The 21533-nt window shown below is 67.5% G+C and carries 18 protein-coding genes; 3 read left to right on the forward strand and 15 right to left on the reverse strand.

Going from position 1 to position 21533, the window contains the following annotated elements; translation table 11 throughout:
* The first annotated feature begins 65 nt into the window (after positions 1 to 65).
* Positions 66 to 527 carry a CBS domain-containing protein gene (locus DZC73_RS21495; RefSeq protein ID WP_124542429.1) on the forward strand — a complete coding sequence of 154 codons (462 nt, stop codon included), beginning with the start codon at positions 66 to 68 and terminating at the stop codon, positions 525 to 527.
* A gap of 359 nt (positions 528 to 886) precedes the next feature.
* Here the strand turns inward: DZC73_RS21495 and DZC73_RS21500 are convergent, their stop codons facing one another.
* From DZC73_RS21500 to DZC73_RS21535, 8 genes are all read right to left on the reverse strand, one after another.
* Positions 887 to 2317 (reverse strand): hybrid sensor histidine kinase/response regulator, encoded by a 1431-nt coding sequence (locus DZC73_RS21500; protein WP_124542430.1) that lies wholly within the window; start codon positions 2315 to 2317, stop codon positions 887 to 889.
* Positions 2314 to 3387, reverse strand: coding sequence for a chemotaxis-specific protein-glutamate methyltransferase CheB (gene cheB / locus DZC73_RS21505; protein ID WP_124542431.1), 1074 nt, complete (start codon positions 3385 to 3387; stop codon positions 2314 to 2316). The genes DZC73_RS21500 and cheB overlap by 4 nt, the downstream gene beginning before the upstream one ends.
* Positions 3384 to 5684 carry a hybrid sensor histidine kinase/response regulator gene (locus DZC73_RS21510; protein WP_124542432.1) on the reverse strand — a complete coding sequence of 767 codons (2301 nt, stop codon included), beginning with the start codon at positions 5682 to 5684 and terminating at the stop codon, positions 3384 to 3386. The genes cheB and DZC73_RS21510 overlap by 4 nt, the downstream gene beginning before the upstream one ends.
* Positions 5685 to 5736: 52 nt before the next feature.
* Positions 5737 to 7521 (reverse strand): methyl-accepting chemotaxis protein, encoded by a 1785-nt coding sequence (locus DZC73_RS21515; protein ID WP_124542433.1) that lies wholly within the window; start codon positions 7519 to 7521, stop codon positions 5737 to 5739.
* Positions 7521 to 8051 carry a YfiR family protein gene (locus DZC73_RS21520; protein WP_124542434.1) on the reverse strand — a complete coding sequence of 177 codons (531 nt, stop codon included), beginning with the start codon at positions 8049 to 8051 and terminating at the stop codon, positions 7521 to 7523. Before DZC73_RS21520 ends, DZC73_RS21515 begins: the two co-directional genes overlap by 1 nt.
* Positions 8039 to 10018, reverse strand: coding sequence for a TonB-dependent receptor plug domain-containing protein (locus DZC73_RS21525; RefSeq protein ID WP_124542435.1), 1980 nt, complete (start codon positions 10016 to 10018; stop codon positions 8039 to 8041). The genes DZC73_RS21520 and DZC73_RS21525 overlap by 13 nt, the downstream gene beginning before the upstream one ends.
* Positions 10019 to 10081: 63 nt before the next feature.
* Entirely contained in the window at positions 10082 to 10627 is a 546-nt protein-coding gene (locus tag DZC73_RS21530) for a chemotaxis protein CheW (protein WP_198414917.1), read from the reverse strand.
* A gap of 58 nt (positions 10628 to 10685) precedes the next feature.
* Positions 10686 to 11837, reverse strand: a complete 1152-nt coding sequence (locus tag DZC73_RS21535) for a CheR family methyltransferase (protein ID WP_124542436.1) — start codon at positions 11835 to 11837, stop codon at positions 10686 to 10688.
* A gap of 222 nt (positions 11838 to 12059) precedes the next feature.
* Here DZC73_RS21535 and DZC73_RS21540 point away from each other — a divergent pair, with 222 nt between their 5' ends.
* Positions 12060 to 12491, forward strand: a complete 432-nt coding sequence (locus DZC73_RS21540) for a response regulator (protein ID WP_124542437.1) — start codon at positions 12060 to 12062, stop codon at positions 12489 to 12491.
* 9 nt (positions 12492 to 12500) lie between these two features.
* On the opposite strand, the gene DZC73_RS21545 is transcribed toward DZC73_RS21540, so the two are convergent.
* From DZC73_RS21545 to DZC73_RS21565, 5 genes are all read right to left on the reverse strand, one after another.
* Positions 12501 to 13385 carry an alpha/beta fold hydrolase gene (locus tag DZC73_RS21545; protein ID WP_124542438.1) on the reverse strand — a complete coding sequence of 295 codons (885 nt, stop codon included), beginning with the start codon at positions 13383 to 13385 and terminating at the stop codon, positions 12501 to 12503.
* 7 nt (positions 13386 to 13392) lie between these two features.
* Positions 13393 to 14181, reverse strand: a complete 789-nt coding sequence (locus tag DZC73_RS21550; protein WP_124542439.1) for an esterase/lipase family protein — start codon at positions 14179 to 14181, stop codon at positions 13393 to 13395.
* 31 nt (positions 14182 to 14212) lie between these two features.
* Entirely contained in the window at positions 14213 to 15835 is a 1623-nt protein-coding gene (locus DZC73_RS21555) for a WS/DGAT/MGAT family O-acyltransferase (protein WP_124542440.1), read from the reverse strand.
* Between the two features lie 99 nt (positions 15836 to 15934).
* Positions 15935 to 17032, reverse strand: a complete 1098-nt coding sequence (locus DZC73_RS21560) for an enoyl-CoA hydratase/isomerase family protein (RefSeq protein ID WP_124542441.1) — start codon at positions 17030 to 17032, stop codon at positions 15935 to 15937.
* Positions 17029 to 17907: a DMT family transporter gene (locus DZC73_RS21565; protein ID WP_124542442.1), complete on the reverse strand. Its 879-nt coding sequence runs from the start codon at positions 17905 to 17907 to the stop codon at positions 17029 to 17031. The genes DZC73_RS21560 and DZC73_RS21565 overlap by 4 nt, the downstream gene beginning before the upstream one ends.
* Positions 17908 to 18268: 361 nt before the next feature.
* On the opposite strand from DZC73_RS21565, the gene DZC73_RS21570 reads away from it, so the two are divergent.
* Positions 18269 to 18676, forward strand: a complete 408-nt coding sequence (locus DZC73_RS21570) for a hypothetical protein (RefSeq protein ID WP_124542443.1) — start codon at positions 18269 to 18271, stop codon at positions 18674 to 18676.
* Positions 18677 to 18765: 89 nt separating this feature from the next.
* Here the strand turns inward: DZC73_RS21570 and typA are convergent, their stop codons facing one another.
* Positions 18766 to 20583: a translational GTPase TypA gene (typA, locus tag DZC73_RS21575; protein ID WP_124542444.1), complete on the reverse strand. Its 1818-nt coding sequence runs from the start codon at positions 20581 to 20583 to the stop codon at positions 18766 to 18768.
* Positions 20580 to 21530 (reverse strand): tRNA pseudouridine(55) synthase TruB, encoded by a 951-nt coding sequence (gene truB / locus DZC73_RS21580; protein ID WP_124542445.1) that lies wholly within the window; start codon positions 21528 to 21530, stop codon positions 20580 to 20582. The genes typA and truB overlap by 4 nt, the downstream gene beginning before the upstream one ends.
* Positions 21531 to 21533 lie beyond the last annotated feature (3 nt).

Below are 21533 nucleotides of genomic sequence, written 5' to 3' on the forward strand. Positions count from 1 at the left end.
ACCAGGGAACGTCGATTGCACGCGGGGAGGAGTCTCCACCCCAACCCTCCTTCCAAGGAACCTCCATGACGACAATCAGCGAAGTAATGACCAAGGGCGTGCAGGTCATTCCCCCCGATGCCAGCCTTCAGCGCGCGGCCCAGCTCATGGACGAGCTCAACGTCGGCGCCCTGCCCGTGTGCGACGGCAAGTCGCTGGTGGGCATGATCACCGACCGGGACATCACCGTGCGCGCCACCGCGGCCGGCCTGGAGCCCGCCACCCACAGCGTGAAGGAAGTGATGACCGAGACCACACGCTGGTGCACCGAAGACCAGACCACGGACGAAGTGATGAAGCAGATGGGCGACGTGCAGATCCGCCGCCTCCCGGTGCTGAACGACCGCCATGAGGTGGTGGGCATCGTCTCGCTGGGCGACCTGGCCCTGCGCCAGTCCGGCCACACGGACGAGTTGCTGCGCGACGTGTCCTGGCCGAGCGAACCGGAACGACCCGACGCCAATGCTGCGGCGCACTTTACCGGTTGACGGTCTCAGGTATGGCGTTTGCCACGTGCTTCCATGCCAAGCCGGCTGCGGCGCGCGCGACCCGCGCTCATGTGGACGAGCAGGTGCCGACTGGACGATAGGCGCTTGACGCGAACGGACGTCTACCCAGCATGCGTCGATGCACTCCGCCGCCCCGGCTTGGCCTCGTTTGCGCCAGCTCGCGCCACTCGCTGTGACATCGGGTTGATGCCGAAGCCGGCGGGTGGCCGACTCCGCTCATGTCCCCCGGACCGGGCTTCGCCCGGCCCTCCTCCTTTACTTCGCTCTGTCAGCCACCCACCGGCCTCGGCAACCACCGCCGTGCCTCACCATCGCCGCGAAAAACGAATCAGCGGAACTCAGTGCGCCACCGCCTCCACCGGAGCGGGCACATTCCTCATCGCGTCGCGAAAGGGAAGCCACACCTTGAAGGTCGTGCCCTTGCCGAGTTCACTCGTGACTGCCACAGCTCCACCGTGAAGCTCCACGAGCTGCTTCACCAGCACCAAGCCCAGCCCGGTGCCTTCGTACTTCCTGGACAAGCCGCTGTCCAATTGCGAGAAGGGCCGGAAAAGTCTTCCCATGTCATCGGCGGCAATGCCGATGCCGCTGTCGATCACGGCCAGCTCCAGATAGCGCTGGCTGCCCAGCAGCGGTTCCTCGCCGACGCGAAGCATGCCAGTGGCATCCACCGTGTCGGTCACACGGGCCTGCAGCGTCACCGCGCCGCCGTCCGGCGTGAACTTCACCGCGTTGGACAACAGGTTGTAGGCGATCTGCCTGGCCTTGCGGCGGTCCACCTCGATGCGCTCGCGGACATCGGACTCCAGCTTGAGCTCGATGCGGTGGGCCGAGGCGCGCACCTTCAGCATCGACAGGCTGTTCTGCAGCAGGTCGTCCACCTCCACCTTCTCCAGGTCGAGCTCCATCTTGCCCGCCTCGATGCGCGACAGGTCCAGGATGTCGTTGATGAGAGAAAGCAGGTGCATGCCGCTGTCGAAGATCGCCGAGGCCGAGTTCTTCTGGCGATCGGTCAGTTCGCCCAGCATGCCGTCCTTGAGCATTTCCGAGAATCCCATGATCGCGTTCAGCGGCGTGCGCAGCTCGTGCGACATGTTGGCCACGAACTCCGACTTCATGCCGCTGGCGCGCTGCAGCTCCACGTTCTTGCGGGCGATCTCCGCGTTGATCACCTCCAGCTCCTCCGCGCGCCGCTCCAGGTGCGCGTTGAGCTCCACGATCTGGTGCTCGCGCATCTGCAGTTCCTCGTTCACCGCGATGGCCTGCTCGTAGGTCGAGATCAGCAGGTCCAGGATCTGCTGCCGCTCCGCGTTGATGAAGTGCTTCTGCCCGCCGATGTACACCACGATGCCCAGGTCGAAGCGCCCGCCTTCCGCGCGGCGCAGCTCCTGGTTGAGCAGCACGTGCTGGATGCGCTTGAGCAGGTACTCCTCCGAATAGGGCTTGCGCACGAAGTTGTCCGCGCCCGATTCGAGGCCGCTCACGATGTCCTTCGGATCGATGAGCGAGGTGACCAGGATCACCGGGATGTCGTGCAGCGCCGGATCGGTCTTGATCGCGCGGCACAGGTCGTAGCCGCCCATCTCGGGCATCACCACGTCCGACAGCACGAGCCGCGGCTTGCGTTCCTGGATGGCCTCCAGCGCCTTGCGCCCGTTGCCGGCCACGCGCGTGGCGTAGCCGTGGCTTTCCATGAGGTACTTCAGCTTGGCAGCCTGCGTCGGACTGTCCTCGACGAGAAGGATCTCGATCGGTGCGGGCGAGTTCATGAGCGGTCCCCTGACGACGGTGTTCTGGCAAGGCGGCTCAAGGTGGCCGCCATGTCCTGTGGCGTAAGAACGTGCATGGCCGCGCCGATGCGCACGGCCTCTCCGGGCATGCCGTTGATCACGGCACTGCCCTTGTCCTGGGCCATGGTGAGAGCGCCGGCCTGGCGCATGGCCAGCAGCTCCTGCGCGCCGTCGCGTCCCATGCCGGTGAGCAGCAGCCCGGCGGCGCGTGGACCGTACTCGCGCGCGACCGAGGCGAACAAGGTGGCCACCGCGGGCCGGAAACCGTTGACCGGCGGCCCCTGGTGCAGCACGACGTGGCCGTCGGCCTTGACTTCCAGGTGGGCACCATCGGGCGCGATGCAGGCCATGCCGTGGTGCAGGCAATCGTCATGCGCGGCGACCTTGATGTCATAGCTCGCCACGCGCGACAGCCACTGCACCAGCCCGTCGGCAAAGCCGTGGGAAATGTGCTGGACGATGACGATCGGTGGCATGCCCTTGTGCGGCAGCGCGGTGAGCAGCGCCTGCAGTGCCAGCGGTCCGCCGGTGGAGGCGCCCACGGCGATCAGGTCGATGCGGCCGACGTGCAAAGCCACCGGCACCGGTGCAGCCGCCGGCGTCTTCTGCGCCGGCCAGCGGCGCACCACCGGCACCTCGGCCATCAGGGCCACGGTGTTGACGAGTTCGCGCCGCATCGCCTCGAACTCCGGATGCCCGGGACCCGGCGGCTTGGCCAGCACCGTCAGCGCACCGGACTCCAGCGCCTCGAAGCTTTGCGCCACCTCGTTGGGAATGGAGGTGGCCGTGACCATCACGATGCGCGTGGGCGCCGTTTCCATGATGAGCCGCGTGGCTGCGAAGCCGCCCATGGCCGGCAGGTGGATGTCCATCACGATCACGTCAGGACTCAGGCGCTGCGCCGACTCCACCGCCTGCGCACCATCGCCCACCACCCCGATCACTTCCAGGCGGGAATCGTCGCCGAGCAGGCCCGACAGCAGCACGCGGTAGGTGGGCGAGTCTTCCACCAGCAGGACACGAACGCGGTGATTCGTTCCCTGCGTCATAAAAGCGTCCTGATGGTGTCGAGCAGGCGCTGCTGACTGAAGCCCCGCTTGACAATGTAGGCGTTGGCGCCGACCTCCACGCCGCGCTCCTTGTCTTCGCGCGAATCGAGCGCGGTGACAAGGATGACCGGCAACTGCGACAGGCGCTCGTCGCGGCGCACGCGGGCCGTGAGGCCGAAGCCGTCCAGGCGCGGCATTTCCACGTCGGTGACGAGCAGGTCATAGTCGCCCGACTGCAGGTTGTCCAGCGCCTCCATGCCGTCGGCGGCGGTGGTCACGCGGTAGCCGGCGCTTTCGAGGATCTCGCGCAGCTGCGTGCGCGCGGTCACTGAGTCCTCCGCCACGAGCAGCGAGACCGGATCGCCCGCGCGCGGGGCCACAGGCCATGCCATGGCAGACGCCGCCAGTGCCGACTTGAACAGATCGGGCACGCTCAGCAGCGGCACCACCTGCCCGCCGCCCAGCACAGTGGCCGCCGAGATGTGGGGCACACGGCGCAAGGGCGGCACCAGCGGCTGGACCAGCATCTCCTGGTCGCCCACCACCTCCTCCACCGTGAAGGCGAGCCGTTCGCCAGCGTTGGCCACGACCACCACCTGCACGAAGCGCGATGCGTCGTCGGGTCGCACGCGCTCCTTCAGCCCCAGCAGCGCCGACAGGGAGACGAGCCGCAGGTGCTCTCCGTCCACGAGCAATTGCGGCGCTTCGCCGCCGGCATCGACGGATGGAGCCTCGATGCGCAGCACGCGCTCCACCTGGCGCGACGGCAGCATGAAGGCCTGCCCGCCGCATCGCACCTGCAAGCCGCGGAAGGTGGCCAGCATCGATGGCAGGACGATGCCAAAGCGCGTGCCGATGCCGCCCTCGCCCGCCGCCACGCTGATCGTGCCGCCCAAGGCCTCGACCTTCTCCCGCACGATCGCCAGGCCCAGCCCGTGCCCCGACAGGTCGGTGAGGATGGGACTGGTGGACAGGCCCGACTCTAAGATGAGCTGCTGAAGTTCGTCCGGCGCCATGCGCGCGAGTTGGTCCTCGGTGCGCAAGCCCATCTTCAGTGCCCGCGCCCGCACCTTGTCCACGTTCACGCCGGCACCGTCGTCGGCTAGGGTCAGCGCGATGCGGGCGCCTTCATGGGCGCTCACCGAAATCACCAGCCGGCCTCGGGGTGGCTTTCCGGCCAGCACGCGCTGCTGAGGCAGCTCGATGCCGTGGTCCAGCGCGTTGCGCAGCAGGTGCGTCAGCGGCGTCTTCAGCTGTTCGAGGATGCGGCGGTCCGCTTCCAGGGCCATGCCCTGGATGTCGACGGCCACGTCCTTGCCGCTGTCGTGCGCGAGATCGCGCACCAGCTTGGGTGCGGAGGCCAGCAGCGAAGAGAACGGCAGCATGGACACCTGCCGAACCTCGTCGGCCAGGCGGTCGATGCGCGAGGACAGCAAGCGCCGGTCCTGCACCGCGGCACGCGCCAGCCGGCCCAGGCGATCGGCCAGGGACTTGAGGAAGAGTTCGTCGGTCTCGCTCGCGTCCAGCAGCCGTTCCAGCAGCCGCCTGTTCTTGCTGTTCTCCAGCTTGTCCAGCACACCGGCACGGCGCAGCATGCGCGAATGGCCGGAGCGCTTGTCGTGCCCACGGCGCCAAGTGGCGAACATGTCCAGGATGGCCTGCGTCTCGTCGGCCAGGTGCGCACCGCCAAGCTTGAGGGCCTGGAGTTCCTGGGCCTGGGCCATCAGCGCATCGAGCTTGGCGGTGGCGATGCGCACGGTGTCGGCGCCTGCGACGGGTGCTGCAGCGATGGGCTCGGCGGCGAACGGCGCTGCCGCGACGGGCGTCACGGTCTTCTCCGGCACGGAGGCCGCTGCCGGCGCCACCAATGGAATTGCAGCCCCCGCGGCAGCTTCGCCTTCAAGCAGCTGCAGCACCATGCGCGACAGCGTCACCGCCAGCCCGGCCTCCACCGCCGCGCCCTCGCCCACGTCGCGTGCTACGAGGCGGCCCACGCCATCCACCGCGGCATGCATCGCCTCGAAGAAGGCCGGCGTCACCGGCTGCTCGCCCCGCTTGAGCGCGGACAGCACGCGCTCCATCGCCTGGCACACGCGCTCCACCTCGGCCAGGTTCACCGAGCGGGCCGCGCCCTTGAGGCTGTGCGCCTCGCGGAACAGCGTCTCGGCGCCGGACGCGCGCGCGCCCGGCGCCTGCCGCTCCAGTTCGAGCAGCAGCGTCGACATTGCATCCAGGTGCTCCCGCGCTTCGACCGCGAAGGTCTGCAGGAGCATCTTCAGAAACTTCTCGTCTTCCATGGCTTGACTTCGCCGTGTTGCTTTGTGAAAGACACCCTCCCCGGGCTGGCTCTCAAACCTTGTAGAGACCCGCCATGCTCTTGAGTCTCACACCGAGTTCATGCAATTGATGTGCCGCGATCTCCGCCTGGCGGGTGCTGTCCATGTTCTGCGTGGTCGCCGTGCGGATGTTGCCCATGGCCTGCGCGAGCTGGTCCATGCCCACCATCTGCTGCTGGGCGGACACCGCGATCTGGCTGGCCGCCGAGGCGCTTTCCGCGATGCTGTCGGTCAATCGCTGGATGGCCTCGCCCGCGCTTTGCGACTGGCGCGCACCGATGTCCACCACCTTGGCGCCCTGCTCCGCCGCCAGCACCGCATTGGTGGTGGCCTTCTGGATTTCGCTCAGGATGTTGCGCACCTGGGCCGTGGCCTGCCGCGACTGCGCCGCCAGGCTCTTGACCTCCTGGGCCACCACCGAGAAACCCACGCCGTGCTCGCCGGCCTTGGCGGCCTCGATCGAGGCATTCACCGACAGCAGGTTGGTCTGCTCGGACAGGTCGTTCACGCTGGCGATGATCTCGCCGATGGCCTGCGTCTGTTCCGACAGCCGCATGATGCTGTCGGCGATCATCTCCATCTGCTCGCGGATCTGCTGCATGCCGGCCATCGTCTCCTCGACCGACTGGCGACCCGCCTGCGAGACCTCGCGCGCACGCTGCGCCGCGTCGGCCACGTAGCGCGCTTTCTGGGTCGAGACCAGCGCCGTCTGCTTCACCTCGTCCAGCGTCACCGCCGTCTGGCTGATGACCGCCGCGGCCTGGGACGCGCCGGCCGCCACCTGCGTGGTGCCGCTCAGGATGGCGCTGGTGGACGAGCCCAGCACGCCGATGCCGTCGCTCACCTGCCGGTTGAATTCGCGCAGGTTCTCCACCATCACCGCGAAGGCGCGGCCGAACTCGTCGCGCTCGGACTGCAAGCGCACTGGCACGGTGAGGTCGCCGGTGGCGATCAGCCGCGCGGTCTCGGCCTTCTCGTGGAGGTTGTCCACCATGTCGGCGAAGGCCTTGCCCAGCACGTCGTGCTCGGACTGCGGCACCACCTTCAAGGCCAGGTTGCCGCCCGCGATCTCGCGCGCCACCTGGGCCTTGGCCTGCAGCGAGGTGCTCATCTGGTGGAAGGCATCCTGCAGCTGGCCGATCTCGTCGGCGCGGCCTTCGCCACCCGGCACGTCCACCAGATCGCCGGCGGCCATGCGGCGCGATGCCTCGGCCATGCTGGCCAGCGGCGAAGCGATCACCGCATGCATGCGGTTGGTCACCGGCAAGGCGATCAGCATCGAGCCCAGCATCACCAGCAGGATGACGCCGCCATAGCGCAGCATGCGCACGCCCAGCGGCTCGGTGGCGATGCGCAGGTAGATGCTGCCCACCGTGTTGCGGCCCTGCCTGACCGGCCAGAAGCCCACCAGTTCGCCGTCGTCGAATCTCACGCCGAACTCCTGCGCGCGCGCCGGCAGCTCGCGCCGCGCGGCATCGGCGGAGTTGCCGCGCGTGTAGCTGGCAAAGGCCGAGCCGTCGGCGGCATACACCGCCGCGGCGAGGAAGTCCGGATGCGTCTTGAAGGCGTTCAGGTAGTCCTGCGCGGTGCGCCGTTCATTGAACTCCAGCGATGCGGTGACCGAGGCTCCCAGCAGGTCGGCCTGCACGTTGGCGTCCTGCAGCTGCTGGGTCCGGTAGGAATAGACCTCGTACAGCGCGAGGATGGCGCCGGCCAGCAGCAAGGCGACGGTGGAGCTGATGACGGAGATCCACATCAGCTTGCGGCGGATGGGCACGTCGTGGAGTCGGCGCATCATCAGTGCGCCCCTCGCGCCCTGACCGCCAGCGCCACGTTCAGCAGCTTGGAGCTGATGCCCAGGCCATGCTGCGCCGCGGTTTCGTCATCCACCGTGAAGCGCACGCGGTTGTCGCGCAGCACGAAGTTGATGATGCCCGCGCCGCCTTGCACATCGGTCACCACCAGCACCGGAATGCCCTTCAAGGCCTCCATCTTCGGCTCGCCGGCGTAGTAGGCGATGTGGCAGCCCGACTCGCGGTTCATGGTCTTCAGCCGCTTCACCGCCAGGCTGCGGCCTTGCACCGTCTGCCCGGCCACGGCCTCGTCCAGCAGGTTGCCGAAGGGGTCCTCGCCCACCACGCACAGCACGATGGGCGCGCCGGGCGCGGTGAAGCTGGCCGGCGGCCAGTCCACGTAGATCGCGAACTTGGCGAGGTAGGCCGCCTTCACCGAATACTCCAGCGGCTCGGCCGCGTCGGCAGCGGCCGCCGAAAACAGCAGCCACAGGGCGGCGATCAACTGCCAGCACGTGCGCATCACAGCAGGCATGTCAACCTCAACAAGTAGGTGCGGCCGAACCAGGCGGTGTTGGCGCCGGAGTTGAACTCCACATGGCGGCCGCCCAGGTTGGCGGCGGACAGCGCGAGTTCGAAGACCTTGTTGATGCGCCAGGCCACCCTCGCATCGAGCGCGGTGTAGGCCGGCACCGCGGGGCTGGGCAGCGCGCCGATGCGGCGCAGGCCCAGGTCCAGGCTGAGGTCGTCGCCCAGGGACCAGCTGGAGCGCAGGAAGAGCTGCGACTTCGGGTCATTGCCGCTGGAGGCTGTCGTGCCCGGGTCCGTGCTGTCGGGCTCGAACTTCAGGTCTTCGCTCAGCAGCGAGACACCGGCATTCACGCGCCACATCTCAGTGACCTGCCATCCCGCCCAGGCCTCCAGCCCGTGGGTGCGGCCGCGGATGTTGTTGCCCAGCACGAAGTCGCCGCTGCCGTTGGCCTCGATGCTGCGCAGCCGGGTGTAGTCGTTCACGAAAGCGGAGATCGACACCGACACGTCCTTCGCCGGTTGCGCCCGGTAGCCCAGCTCATAGGCCGTCACGCGCTCCGACTGGAAGTTCGTGCCGCCCAGCAGGCGCCCGGTGTAGGGCGCCCCCAGCGGGATGAAGATGTAGAAGTCGCGATCCAGGCGCGACGGCGTGCGTACCGCGCGCGAGATCGCAGCCCACACCAGCGTCTGCTCGGAGGGTTTCCAGGCCAGGTGCACGTTGGGCTGGTATTCCACGCCGGTGTAGCTGTTGTGCTCCACCTTCAGGCCGAAGGTCAGCTTGGTCTGCGGCGAGAGCGTCCAGGTGTCTTGCCCGAAAACGTTGATCAGCCGCAGCGTGCTGTTGGCCGGCACGAAGGCCAGCAGTGCTCCTCCACGCGTGCGGTCATGCTGCTCGCGCAGCCCGCCGCCCCAGACGATTTCGTGGTCGGCACGCAGGCCGAAGTGGTGCTGCGCATCGACGTCGTAGGTGTCCAGGTCTTCGTCGAAGAAGCTGGGCTGGCGGCGCCGGTAGCTGTCGAAATACGCCTGCACCTGCAGGCCCGACTTGTCGTCGAACTCGCGGCTGTAGCGTGCCAGCAGGTTGCCGCCGGAAACCAGCCGGTCCGGAAATCCGGGACCGCCTTGCGCCTTGCCCTGGTTGACATCGCCTTGCACCGTCCATGCGGCGGACTTTCCGAAATCTGCGCGGAAGCCCGCCTGTTGCCGGTTCCAGGCATCCGACAGCGCGGAGCCGTCCTGGCGCTCGCTGGCCTCGAAGCGTTGCGTCTTGACGTAGCCACGAACGGCTGCATCATCGCCCAGCAACAGGCCATGCCGCACGGTCAGCCCTTGCTCTTCGTTGCCGGCGCCCACGCTGGCAACGGTACCGATGGATTGCTGGGCCTGCCGGGTGATGACGTTGATCACTCCGTTGACCGCATTGGCACCCCACAGCGTGCCGCCCGGTCCGCTCACGACCTCGATGCGCTCGACGTCCGCAATGATCACATCCTGCACATCCCAGAAGACGCCGGAGTGCAGCGGTGTGTAGACCGTGCGTCCGTCGATCATCACCAGCAGCTTGTTGGCGCTGGTGTTGTTGAAGCCGCGTGCGGAGATGGCCCAGCTGTTGGACGACGCGCGCGCCACCTGCAGGTTGGGCGCGAGCCGCAGCGCCTCGGGCAGGGTGACGGCGCCGCTGCGGCGGATGTCGTCGCGCGTGATGACGAACACCGCGGCCGGCGCATCGGCCAGGCGCTCGGGCCGCTTGGACACTGACGACACCTCGATGTCGGCCAGCTCCTCGATGGACAGCCTTGCCAATCCCGCCGGCGTGGGCTCGGTGCCCTTGGCAATGGCCAGGCCGCAAGCCGCATGAAAGACGGCGCAAACCGCCAGCGCCACGTGCCGGCGGCGGTTGGGGGCTCTCGTGTGTCTAGCGCCTTTGACAGCGACACCGGCCGAGGCCGGGGCTCCGAAGCGTCGGGTCATGGAACCTCACCTGGGGTTGTGCCGTGTTGCGGCTACGCTTGTTCTGAACCAGGCGAACGCCCCTCATGCCGCGACCTCCGCGTCGATGGTGAAACGCGGATCGCCGGCCATGCCGGGCACATCCAGGAGCGTCAGCGTGCCGGCCTCGGACGACGGCAGCCAACGCCCGCCGACGATGGCGTCGGCGAGCACGCCGAACTCCATGTCCGCGTGACGCAGGATGATCACCTTGTTCAGATCCGTCAGTCCCGACTCGGGAAGATCTAGGAGTGTCTTGAGGTCGATCACCGCGATGATCCGGCCTTGCACGCTCATGATGCCCGACACGAAGCGGGGGACGCAAGGCAAGGGCGTCAGGGTATTCAGCGCCCTCACCTCCATCACATGTGCTGTAGGCACCGCGTAGTGGCGGGTGCCGAGCACGAACTCCACCACCTCGGTGCCGTTGCCCCGCGGCGCGGGTTGTGCGCTGATGGCGCGGGTGCGCGCTTCATGCGCCGCGAGCCGGGCCTCGGGCGTCGCGTATTGGCCGCGGAACAGCGCCTCCTCGGTGCGGGCCAGCCGCTCCCTGAGCTGCGCCCAATTGATCGGCGGCCGGGCAGGACTCACTGGGAAACCTCCGTGCTGCGCACTGCGGTGCGAGTCCCTTCGGGCGGCCGGGCGGGACTCACTGGGCCACCTCATGCGAGCGATGCCGCCCATGCCGATGGCCGAGCTGGTCGGACAGGCGTTGCAGCGCGCTGCGTGCCAGGGTCAGCTCCGGCTCCAGGAACAGCGCACGGCGCAAGGCGTCGCGTGCCTGCTCGGGGCGGTGCGCCTCTTCGAGCAGGGCCGCATGCTGCACGTGCAGCGCGGCGTCGAGCTTGTCGCGTGCCAGGGCGGCCTCGCAGCGCGAGATGGCGTCATCGAGGCTGCGGTCCAGCGCGGGTTTCAGGCGCGCGGTGTCTGGCCGCAGCCGCGCGGGCGGCGCGGGCAGGTCGCTGCTCAGTGCCGCCTTTCGATGGAACAGCGCGTTCGGGTAGCGCACGGCCTCGAAGCCATCGAAGCAGCGCGCACCCGCCTCGGTGGGCGCCACCAGCAGCAACCCGCCGTCGGCCAGCGCCCCGCGCAGGTGGGCCACGGCCTGGCGCGCCTGCTGGCGGCCGAAGTAGATGAGCACGTTGCGGCACAGGATGATGTCGAAGGGCTGCGCTGACAGCGGCGGCTCCATCACGTTCGCATACTCGAATCGCACCATCGTGCGAGGCAAGTCCTTGACGAGGAGCCGGTCGGCGTCGAGGCGATGGAAGTACTGCTCGCGCACCAGGTCGGGCACGCCGCGGAACGACCAGTCGCCGTAGGTGGCCTCGCGCGCACGGGCCAGGAAGCCCATGTGGATGTCGGTGCCCCACACCTCGATGTCCCACTGGGCATGGTCGGGGATCAGGCGCGAGAGCATCACTGCCAGCGAGTAGGCCTCTTCGCCGGTGGAGCAGCCCGCGCTCCAGACCCGAAGCCGTCGCGTCGACTCGCGGCGCTGCACGATCATCGGCGGCAGCAGTTCATGCTCGAGGATGTCGAAGGCCGCGGGGTCGCGGAAGAAATAGGTTTCGCCCACGCTGAACAGCTCGGCCAGCGACTGGATGTCGGCCGGGTTCCAGGGGCGCACGAGCCACTGCTGGATCTCACGGGCCTCGCACGTCGCCCCGGCACGCTGCGCCAGCGCGTTCGCCGCGCGCAGCAGCACGTCATGCCGGTTCGCGCCGAAGCGCATGCCCATCTGAGCGGCAACCTTGTCGCTGAAGGCACGAATCAGTGCATCGCCCACCCTGTGCGTCATCGCCAGCCCCTGATTGTTCTCACGCCGTGATGAATGGCGTCCAGGTTTCGCCGAGAGAGTGCGCTCAAGAATGCTCCGATTGCGCGCAAATGTCGAGTCCGCGAATTCGGGGTGATGCACCCTCTTCACGAGAGGGGAATCGTTGTCACAGATGACTGGTGCGATTGCCGACACCACAATCGTCTTGAGGCTCCATCGCGTCGGATGGAGACAAGGACCGACATGCCCCAGCACGCCGATGTTGAACCGATCTCCGATGCCCTGGACTTGCGGGGCAAGGTGCTCTACATCGAAGACAACCCCATCAACGTCGACCTCGTGGAGGCCGCGTTGTCGCGCTACCCGGGCATCACCTTGCTGACGGCCGGCACCGGCATGGAAGGCATCCGGCTCGCGCAGTCCGAGAAGCCGGACTTCGTGCTGCTGGACATGCACCTGCCCGACATCGGCGGGCTGGAGGTGGTGCGCGCGCTCAACGAGCAGATCGCCAACGAGCATTTGCGCGTCACGCTGCTCACGGCCGACAGCCTGTCGATGGACATCGTGAAGGCGATGAGCCTTGGTGCCTACGACTACTGGCTCAAGCCCATCGACATGCGCAAGTTCGAGGCGGGGCTCAAGCGCGCGCTGGGCAAGGGCGGGCGGCGGGAGTAGCCGTGGCGTTCAGGCGCGCGCCGCGGCGGCGCTGATGCCCGCGGCGAAGCGCGGGTACAAGGCGGTGGGCAGGTCGTGCCCCATGCCTTCGACGAGATCGAGCTTCGCGCCGGGGATGAGCGTTGCGAGCTGCTTGCCGGCATCAACCGGCACGAGCGGATCCTGCAGGCCGTGCAGGACCTGCGTGGGCGCCTTGATCTGCGGCAGCAGCGAGGACCGATCGCCATCGGCCGCAATGGCCGTGAGCTGGCGCGCCGTGCCCTGCGGCCGGTAGCTGCGCCGCACCGACATCGACAGGCGCCGCGTGAGCCACTCGTCGCCCGACGGGTAGCCAGGGCTGCCGATGAGCTTGTAGATGCTCACGTAGTGCGCCACGATGCTGTCGAAGCTCTTCGGGTCGTCCGGGCTGGAGAGCATCGCGCTGCGCACCTTCAGCGAAGGCTGCGAGAGCTTGCGCGAACCGCTGCTGGTCATCATCAGCGTGAGGCTCTTCACCCGGTGCGGGTGCCGCAGGGCGAGCTGCTGCGCCACCATGCCGCCCATCGAGGCACCGCAGATGTGGGCCTGCTTGATGCCGAACACATCCAGCAGCCCCGCGGTGTCGTTGGCCATGTCCCCCAGCGAGTACGGGCTCTTCACCTGCAAGCCCACCACATGCTTGAGCGCCTCGATGCCGAGGTTGGGCACGCCCAGGTGGTCGAAGCTGTGCGACAGGCCGATGTCGCGGTTGTCGAAGCGCAGCACCCGGAAGCCCTTGTCCACGAGCATCTGCACCAGGTCTTCATGCCAGGCGATGAGCTGCATGCCCAGGCCCATGATGAGCACCAGCGGCTCGCCCGAGGGCGAGCCATGGTCTTCGACTTCCAGGGTAATGCCGTTGGCCGAGACCTTCATGCCGGCCTCAGGCGTTCACCGGCCCCGTGCGGTAGAAAAGGCTCTTGACGCCGGAGGCGTCGAAGGGCTTCCAGTCCTTCGGGTCTTGGGCGAGCCGGTCGGCGATGGCGTACATCGCCACCGGGTTCATGCCCATGCCCACGTGGCTCGCATGCACGCCGATGTTCTCGGTGAGCGGCCCGTGTTCGTTCACGCTGCACTGCCAGGCGACGATGCCGTCGGTCTTCGAGTAGATGGAGGTGGTGGGCACCGGCGGCGGCTGGCGCACCTGCTCGAAGACTTCGAGGTCGTCGGTGGAATGGCCGCTCACGAATTCGTAGAAGCGCCAGGCGTTGCTGGCCTTGGGGTGGCCGGTGAAGGGCGAGCCCAGCGTGATGACGCAGCGCGTCATCTCTGCCAGTTCCTTGGCCGCCTCGCGGGCGTAGATGCCGCCCAGGCTCCAGCCGATGAGGCTCACCGGGCGCTGGTGCTTCTCGTAGACCGCGCGCACCTTGTTGAGCACGCCGTCGACCACGCCGTCGCGCGGGCCGAAGTTGAAGCCCTGTTGCCACGGGTACGCGACGTAGCCCTGGCTTTCGAGGAAGTTGCGCAGCGGGATGGTGGTGAAGTCCGCAGCGCCCAGGCCTGGGAACACGACGATCGGGTGTCCATCGCCCTTGGGCAGCCGGCGCAGCCACGGCGTGGCCGCGAGCATCGCGGCGTACTCCCAGGGCGCCCTCCCCTCCATCATCAACAGCAGCGCATTGGGCGCCTTGAGCTTTTCGTTGACGTTGCTGCGCTGGCCTTGGATCGACATTCGTTGGGAGGGGTGCTGCGTTGGACCGATGTTAGCGACGTGACAGCGTTTTCGATGGAGCGCTTGCCCTAGGTGACCTTGTCGCGTGAGGGACAGGCTTCTTCCGCGATGCGGCAGGGCCGGCCTTCTTCGCGGGCGTCGCCTTGGCCGCCTTGGTCTTGGCGGCCTTTTTTGCCGAAGCAACCGGCGCTCCCGCCGCGACCGGCTGTGCGGTGTGCGGCAAGGCCTTCAGGGTCGCGAACTCCTCGTGCAGGGCCTGCGCCAGTTCGGCCACGTCCGGCATGGCCTTGCCACAGGCGATGATGCCGAAGTCCAGGTTCTCGTTATAGCTCTGCACGGTGATGTTCAGCGCCACGCCGTGCACGACGATGGAGGTCGGGTAGTTCACCAGCATCTTGCCGCCGGCCATGTACAGCGGGAAGGCCGGGCCGGGCACGTTGGAGATGGCCACGTTGGCGATGGGCGGGATGCGGTCGGCCACCTTGGCGCGGCCGTAGACCGCGGTGAGCGCGCTCATCACCCAGGGCACGCCCAGCGATGGGAAGTCGATGGGCATGAGGCTCTTCACGCTGCCCAGCGTCTGCTTCATCGCGGCGGTGGCGGCCTTGACGTAGAGCAGCCGCTTCATCGGGTCGGCGATGTGCGTGCCCAGGTTCACCACCGTCATCGAGGCCTGGTTGTTGGAGCTGGTGTCGCCCGCCGCGCGGGTGGACACCGGCACGGCCGCCACCATCGACTTGCGCGGCAACGGGCCATGGGCGAGGAAGTAGCGGCGCATCGCCCCGCTGCACAGCATCAGCACCACGTCGTTGAGCGTGGCGTCGTGGGCGCGGCGCAGCGCCTTCAGCTCGGCCATGGGCAGGCTCACCGAAGCGAAGGCGCGGGTGTCGGTCACCGAGGCGTTGAGCTTGGTGCGCGGGGCGAGGCCCAGGCTCACCGAGTCTTCGGCCGGCGTGGCCTTGCCGCGCACCTTGGCCACGGCCGCACCGGTCACGCCGGTGGCACCCTGCTTGGCCACGGTGCCCAGGGCGCCCACCGTGGTCGGCAGGCCCTTCACGATGTTGGCGTACTGCTGGAGCTGGTTGGCGAACACGCCGCTGATCATCTCGGCCATGCCGATCTGCAGCTTCTTGGGCTTGCTGCGCGGCTCGATGTCGCGCGGCTCGGGGCTCACGTCCAGGATGGCAGACGCCAGCGCCACGGCGGCCTGGCCGTCCACGGCGGCGTGGTGCAACTGCGTGTACAGGCCGAAGCGCTTCTCCTTGTTCGGCCCCGGGGCGAGGCCTTCGAAGACGCGAAACTTCCACAGCGGCTTCTCGCGGTCCAGCAGCACGGGGTGGAACTCGCCCACCTTGGCATGCAGCTCATCCATGCCGCTGCCCTTGGGCAGCTTGATGGCCTCGATGTGATCGTCCAGGTCCACCTCGCAGTCAATCCACACCGGGTTGGCGAGGTTGAAGGGCATCCACGCCAGCTTGCGGCGAAGGGCCTTGGCCAGCGGCAGCCGCGTGGCCATGTGTTTGCGCAAGTCCGCCGCGAAATTGCCCTTGTAGCTCGCCGGCAGCTCGAACACATGAAGCGCGCCCACGTGCATGGGCATCTGCGGCGTCTCCATGTACAGGAAGCTGGCGTCGAGCCCGGAGAGTTGCTTCATTGGTCTTGTCCCTTGGGGTGGTTGGCGGATGCTAGGGCGCAGGCGTTCGCGGACGGCCCCGGTGAAACCCGGGACTGTCCGTCGGACATCGACGGCGCGTCAGGCCAACTCGCGAAGGGGATGCGCATGCGCCGGCCACGGGCTGGCGAAGAATGCCAGCACGTCCTCGCGCTTCACGTCCTCGACCCGCAGCGGGTTCCACTGGGGCGAATGGTCCTTGTCCACCGCCAGGGCACGGATGCCCTCCACCGTCTCGCTGGCAGCGCCCGGCCGCAGGTGGAAGCTGTGGCGCACCATGTCGCGCTCCATGCGCAGGTCGTCGGCCAGCTCCATGCCGCGCGCACGGCGGATCTGCTCCAGCGTCACCGCCATCATCAGCGGCGAGCGCTTGCGCAGCGTGGCCAGCGTGGCGGCGGCCCATTCGCTGGGGTCGGCCTCCAGCGAGGCGAAGATCGCGGCGATGCCGTCGTGCGCGAAGTGGGCGTCGATGGCCGCGCGGTGCGCCGACCACTGTGGCGCCGGCTTGGGCTGCGTGTGCGTGACGACGCTGGCGCGGACCAGGGCGCCGCTTTCCATGGGCTGGTCGGCCAGCGCTTCCAGCAAGGCGCCGAGCTGCGACGAGGGCACGAAGAAGTCAGCCAGGCGCAGCGCGATGGCATCACCGGCACCCGCCACCTGCCCGGTCAGCGCCAGGTATTCGCCGGTGCGGCCTTCGCATCGCGACAGGAAGTAGCCGCCGCCGACATCCGGGAACAGGCCGATGTTGGTCTCGGGCATGGCGAGCTTAGAGCGCTCGGTGACGACGCGGATCGCCGCGCCCTGCGACAGGCCCATGCCGCCGCCCATCACGATGCCGTCCATCAGCGCCACCGTCGGCTTGGGGTAGCTGTGGATGAGGTGGTTGAGGGTGTATTCCTCGGTGAAGAAGTCCTCCAGCCGCGGATCGCCCGCGAGCGCGGCCTGGTGGAAGAAGCGGATGTCGCCGCCCGCGCAAAAGGCCACGCCCTTACCTTCCTGCGTCGCGCCGCGCAGCACGACGGCCACCACCTCGTCGTCGTCGCGCCAGGCCAGCAGCGCAGCGGTGATGTCGCGGATCATGCCCAGCGACAAGGCGTTCAGCGCCTGCGGCCGGTTCAGCGTGATCACGCCGACGTTGCGGTGCTTCTCGGCCACCACCATGGATTGTTCCGCGCTCATCGCACTCCTCGATTCCTCATGCCCCACGCTTCGTTCAGCGCCAGGGTCGTCAACACCAGCGCGCCGCCAGTCAGCACTTCCGGTGCCGGCCGTTCATTGGCGCCCAGCCAGGCCCAGGCGATGCCGAAGATGATCTCCAGCAGCGCCAGCAACGAAATCTCGGGCGCCGCCAGCGAGCGCGTGAGCCGCACGGCCATCGTGCAGGGCACGGCGAGCTGGAACACACCGAGGAGGGCCAGCAGCAGCACGTCGTGCTGCGTGGCCTGGAAAGGAAACGCGAGCGGCAGCGCCGTCGCGCTGGAGATGACCGCGCCGATCAGCAAGGCGGGCACCAGGTCCACCGACTTGCCGGCACGCTGCAGCGTGTTCCAGTTGATGGCGCCGGCGATGGGCACGCCCAGGGCCACCAGCGTGCCCAGCAGGTGCGTGCCCTCCCCGCTGATGCTGCTGCCGTACATCCACGCGATGCCGGCGCCCGCCACGAAGATCGCGGCCCAGGTGCGCAAGGCGACCGGGTGGCCCAGCATGAAGCGGGCGAGCAAGGCCGTGAGCAGCGGCGCGATGCTCATGGTGATGAGCACGTTGGCCACGGTGGTCAGTGTGAGCGCCACCATGAAGCAGGTGAACATCACGCTCCACATGAGGCCCGAGATCCACAGGGCCTTGCCGCCTTGCTTCAGCAGCTGGGGCGAGTCGCGGCCATGCAGCGCGATGAAGTAGCCAGCCAGCGCCAGCGCGAGGAAGAAGCTGCGCCAGAAGGTGACTTCGAAGGCCTGCGCCGAATCGAGGTGCCGCGACACGATGCCCGCCGTGCTCCACAACAAGGTGACAACGAGCATGCCGAGGACGGCTTGGCGATGGGACAGCGGATGCATGCGCAGGCGGAAGGTTGGACCTCTGGAGTGTGCCAGCGATGCTTTGGATTTGCTTTCGCGGGGGTGACAGGGCTCTGGAGGGATCGTCTAAATCGTGTCGTTCCGGGCGAAAGAATCACGGTGCCTTGAGGCGGCCACGCACGGGAAATGGATGGTCCCGTGCTCGACTTTCACTTGGACAACGGCGCCGTGTCTTCCCAGACTCCGCCCCACGTCTTCTGCCGGCCGTGGTGCCAATGTGTCCACGGCTGCGCCCTTCCCAGGTCCCACGCGGTACCCGCCACCGCCTTCCATCACGGAAGACAAGTCGGGCGGTCCGCGCCGCATGTGGGATTTTCAAAAACAAGAAAAGGAGAAAGACGTGAAAACGATGAAGATGCGATGGATGACAGCGGGCGTCATGTCGATGGCCCTGGCTGCTTGCGGGCACCACCCGACCAAGCAGGAGCTTGTGCAAGACCTGGTCCGAATCCAGACCGTGCACCGGATCCGGGGTGAAATGGCCGTAACACCCCTGGAAGAGCAGTTGCCTCACGTCCTGCGCCACGCCAGTGAAGAGGCTGATCGCCTCTGCGGAGAGGAACCCGAACCGGAGGAAGCGCCGATCACCCCTTACAAGTTGTGCCGCATGGAAACGTTGTCGGTCATCGCCAAGCTCTGGAGCGACGCGGCAACGTGCAAGTTGACGGTAGCGGATGACAAGCCGGATGAGGAGTTCTTCGTGTGCATGATGCGACAACCCGCCGCACCAAGCACCGCAGAACTCTGAGCCCGCCCAATGATGTGAACGAGTAAATGCAAAAGAGGGTGCCGCGGCACCCTCTTTTGTTTTTTGCCTGGCGCGCTCGCACCAGTCGATCAAGCCCCTTCGCGGCTGGCGCGCTTGCGCTCATGCTCCTTCAGGTGGCGCTTGCGGATGCGGATCGACTTCGGCGTGATCTCCACCAATTCATCGTCCGCGATGAACTCCACCGCGTACTCCAGCGTGAGGATGATCGGCGGCGTGATCTTGATCGCGTCTTCCTTGCCCGACACGCGGAAGTTGGTGAGCTGCTTGGCACGCACCGGGTTCACCACCAGGTCGTTGTCGCGGCTGTGGATGCCGATCACCATGCCTTCATACAAGGGGTCGCCCGCCTTCACGAACATGCGGCCGCGGTCGTCCAGCTTGCCCAGCGCGTAGGTCACGGCCTCGCCGTCGTCCTGGCTGATGAGCACGCCGTTCTTGCGGCCTTCGATCTCGCCGCGGTAGGGCTCATAGCTGTCGAAGATGTTGCTGATGAGGCCCGTGCCGCGCGTCAGGTTCAGGAACTCGTTCTGGAAGCCGATGAGGCCGCGCGCCGGAATGCGGTATTCCAGGCGGACGCGACCCATGCCGTCCGGCTCCATGTTCACGAGTTCGCCCTTGCGCTCGCCCAGGGCCTGCATCACGGCGCCCTGGTGCTGGTCTTCCACGTCGGCCGTCACCATCTCGATGGGCTCGCAGCGCTCGCCGTCGATGTCCTTGAACACCACGCGCGGCTTGGACACGGCCAGTTCGTAGCCTTCACGGCGCATGTTTTCCAGCAGGATGGTCAGGTGCAGTTCGCCACGGCCGGAGACCTCGAAGATGCCGTCTTCGTCGGTCTCCTTGACCTTCAGCGCCACGTTGCTCTGCAGTTCGCGCTGCAGGCGGTCCCAGATTTGGCGACTCGTCACGAACTTGCCTTCGCGGCCGGCCAGCGGCGAGTTGTTCACGCAGAAGTTCATGGTGAGGGTGGGCTCGTCCACCTTCAGCATGGGCAGCGGCACCGGGTTCTCGATGTCGGTGAGCGTCACGCCGATGCCGATCTGCTCGATGCCGTTGATGAGCACGATGTCGCCGGGGCCGGCTTCGGTCGCCTGCTGGCGCTCCAGGCCTTCGAACTTCAGCACCTGGTTCACGCGGGCATTGATGGGCGCGCTGTCCGGGCCGCTGTAGACGGCCACGTTCTGCATGGGCTTGAGCGTGCCCTGGTTGACACGGCCGATGCCGATGCGGCCCACGTAGGTGGAGTAGTCGAGCGAGCAGATCTGCAGCTGCAGCGGGTCGGTGGGGTTGCCCTCGTGCGCCGGCACGTGCTGCAGGATGGCGTCGAACAGCGGCGCGAGGTCGGTGCCGGTGCCGCCCTTTTCCAGTGTCGCCCAGCCGTTCAGGCCGGAGGCGTAGATGACGGGGAAGTCGAGCTGTTCTTCGGTGGCGCCAAGCTTGTCGAAGAGGTCGAAGGTCGCGTTGATGACGTAGTCGGTGCGCGAGCCGGGGCGGTCCACCTTGTTGACCACCACGATGGGCTTGAGGCCCAGGGCCAGTGCCTTCTTGGTCACGAAGCGCGTCTGCGGCATCGGGCCTTCCACGGCATCGACCAGCAGCAGCACGCTGTCCACCATCGACAGCACGCGCTCCACTTCGCCGCCGAAGTCCGCGTGTCCCGGGGTGTCGACGATGTTGACGTGCGTGCCCTTCCACTCCACCGCGCAGTTCTTGGCCAGGATGGTGATGCCGCGTTCCTTTTCCAGGTCGTTGCTGTCCATCACGCGCTCGGCCACCTTCTCGTTGGAACGGAAGGTGCCGCTTTGGCGCAGCAGCTGGTCCACCAGCGTGGTCTTGCCATGGTCCACGTGGGCGATGATGGCGATGTTGCGGATTTGTCGGGTCATGTCGTTGCTCTCTCTTGCGCTTGCAGGAGGCCTTGCACCTCCACCGGGCTCAAGAGCCTGTTTGAAATGAGTTCGCCCGCGGTGACGTGGGCACTGCCGAGGAAGGCCTTGGGCTGCGGGCCGTACACGCGCACGTTGGGCGCGTCGGCCATGTCCAGGCGGCGGCGCACGCCGCTCAGGAAGCGGCCGGCATCCTCGTCGTTCAGCCGCACGCAGGGCCAGTCGGCGAGCAGGCTGTCGGCGTCACGCAGCATGCCATCGCGTTGTGGCTCGGTCATGTCAGCCAGTTGTTCCAGCGTGACGGTGCCGTCGAGCGTGAGCGGGCCGCTGCCGGTGCGGCGCAGCGCCGTCAGGTGCGCGCCGCAACCCAGCGCCTCGCCGATGTCCTCGGCCAGGGTGCGGATGTAGGTGCCCTTGCTGCAGCGCACGTCGATCATCCATTGGTCGTGCAGGCCGCCCATCAGCTGGATCTCGTGGATGGTGATGCGGCGCGCTTCGCGCTCGACCTCGATGCCGGCACGGGCGTATTCGTACAGCGCCTTGCCATCGCGCTTGAGCGCCGAGTGCATGGGCGGGACCTGGTCGATCGGGCCGATGAACTTCGCGCAGGCGGCGGCGACGTCTTCGGCGTTCACGTTGACGGTCCGCGCCTTGAGGGGCTCGCCTTCGGCATCGCCGGTGGTTGTCGTGACGCCCAGCTTCAGCGTCGCGGTGTAGCGCTTGTCGGCGTCCAGGCTGATCTGGCTGAACTTGGTGGCGGCACCGAAGCACAGCGGCAGCAGGCCGGTGGCCAGCGGGTCCAACGTGCCGGTGTGGCCGGCCTTCTCGGCACGGAACAGCCGCTTGGCCTTTTGCAATGCATCGTTGCTCGACAGGCCCAGGGGCTTGTCGAGCAGCAGCACGCCGTGAACGGCGCGCTTGGGGATGCGGGGGCGTTGGCTTTGCATTGG

It is taken from the genome of Rhizobacter terrae (assembly GCF_003852895.1).
Taxonomy (GTDB): domain Bacteria; phylum Pseudomonadota; class Gammaproteobacteria; order Burkholderiales; family Burkholderiaceae_C; genus Albitalea; species Albitalea terrae.

Bases quoted from the DNA above. Each gene is read 5' to 3' on its own strand.
- DZC73_RS21510 (WP_124542432.1), bottom strand. From the start codon at position 5,684: ATGGAAGACGAGAAGTTTCTGAAGATGCTCCTGCAGACCTTCGCGGTC.
- DZC73_RS21500 (WP_124542430.1), bottom strand. From the start codon at position 2,317: ATGAACTCGCCCGCACCGATCGAGATCCTTCTCGTCGAGGACAGTCCG.
- cheB (WP_124542431.1), bottom strand. From the start codon at position 3,387: ATGACGCAGGGAACGAATCACCGCGTTCGTGTCCTGCTGGTGGAAGAC.
- DZC73_RS21545 (WP_124542438.1), bottom strand. From the start codon at position 13,385: ATGAAGGTCTCGGCCAACGGCATTACCCTGGAAGTCGAAGACCATGGC.
- DZC73_RS21495 (WP_124542429.1), top strand. From the start codon at position 66: ATGACGACAATCAGCGAAGTAATGACCAAGGGCGTGCAGGTCATTCCC.
- DZC73_RS21540 (WP_124542437.1), top strand. From the start codon at position 12,060: ATGCCCCAGCACGCCGATGTTGAACCGATCTCCGATGCCCTGGACTTG.
- DZC73_RS21555 (WP_124542440.1), bottom strand. From the start codon at position 15,835: ATGAAGCAACTCTCCGGGCTCGACGCCAGCTTCCTGTACATGGAGACG.
- DZC73_RS21525 (WP_124542435.1), bottom strand. From the start codon at position 10,018: ATGACCCGACGCTTCGGAGCCCCGGCCTCGGCCGGTGTCGCTGTCAAA.
- typA (WP_124542444.1), bottom strand. From the start codon at position 20,583: ATGACCCGACAAATCCGCAACATCGCCATCATCGCCCACGTGGACCAT.
- DZC73_RS21515 (WP_124542433.1), bottom strand. From the start codon at position 7,521: ATGATGCGCCGACTCCACGACGTGCCCATCCGCCGCAAGCTGATGTGG.
- DZC73_RS21550 (WP_124542439.1), bottom strand. From the start codon at position 14,181: ATGTCGATCCAAGGCCAGCGCAGCAACGTCAACGAAAAGCTCAAGGCG.
- DZC73_RS21520 (WP_124542434.1), bottom strand. From the start codon at position 8,051: ATGCCTGCTGTGATGCGCACGTGCTGGCAGTTGATCGCCGCCCTGTGG.
- DZC73_RS21560 (WP_124542441.1), bottom strand. From the start codon at position 17,032: ATGAGCGCGGAACAATCCATGGTGGTGGCCGAGAAGCACCGCAACGTC.
- DZC73_RS21535 (WP_124542436.1), bottom strand. From the start codon at position 11,837: ATGACGCACAGGGTGGGCGATGCACTGATTCGTGCCTTCAGCGACAAG.
- DZC73_RS21565 (WP_124542442.1), bottom strand. From the start codon at position 17,907: ATGCATCCGCTGTCCCATCGCCAAGCCGTCCTCGGCATGCTCGTTGTC.
- truB (WP_124542445.1), bottom strand. From the start codon at position 21,530: ATGCAAAGCCAACGCCCCCGCATCCCCAAGCGCGCCGTTCACGGCGTG.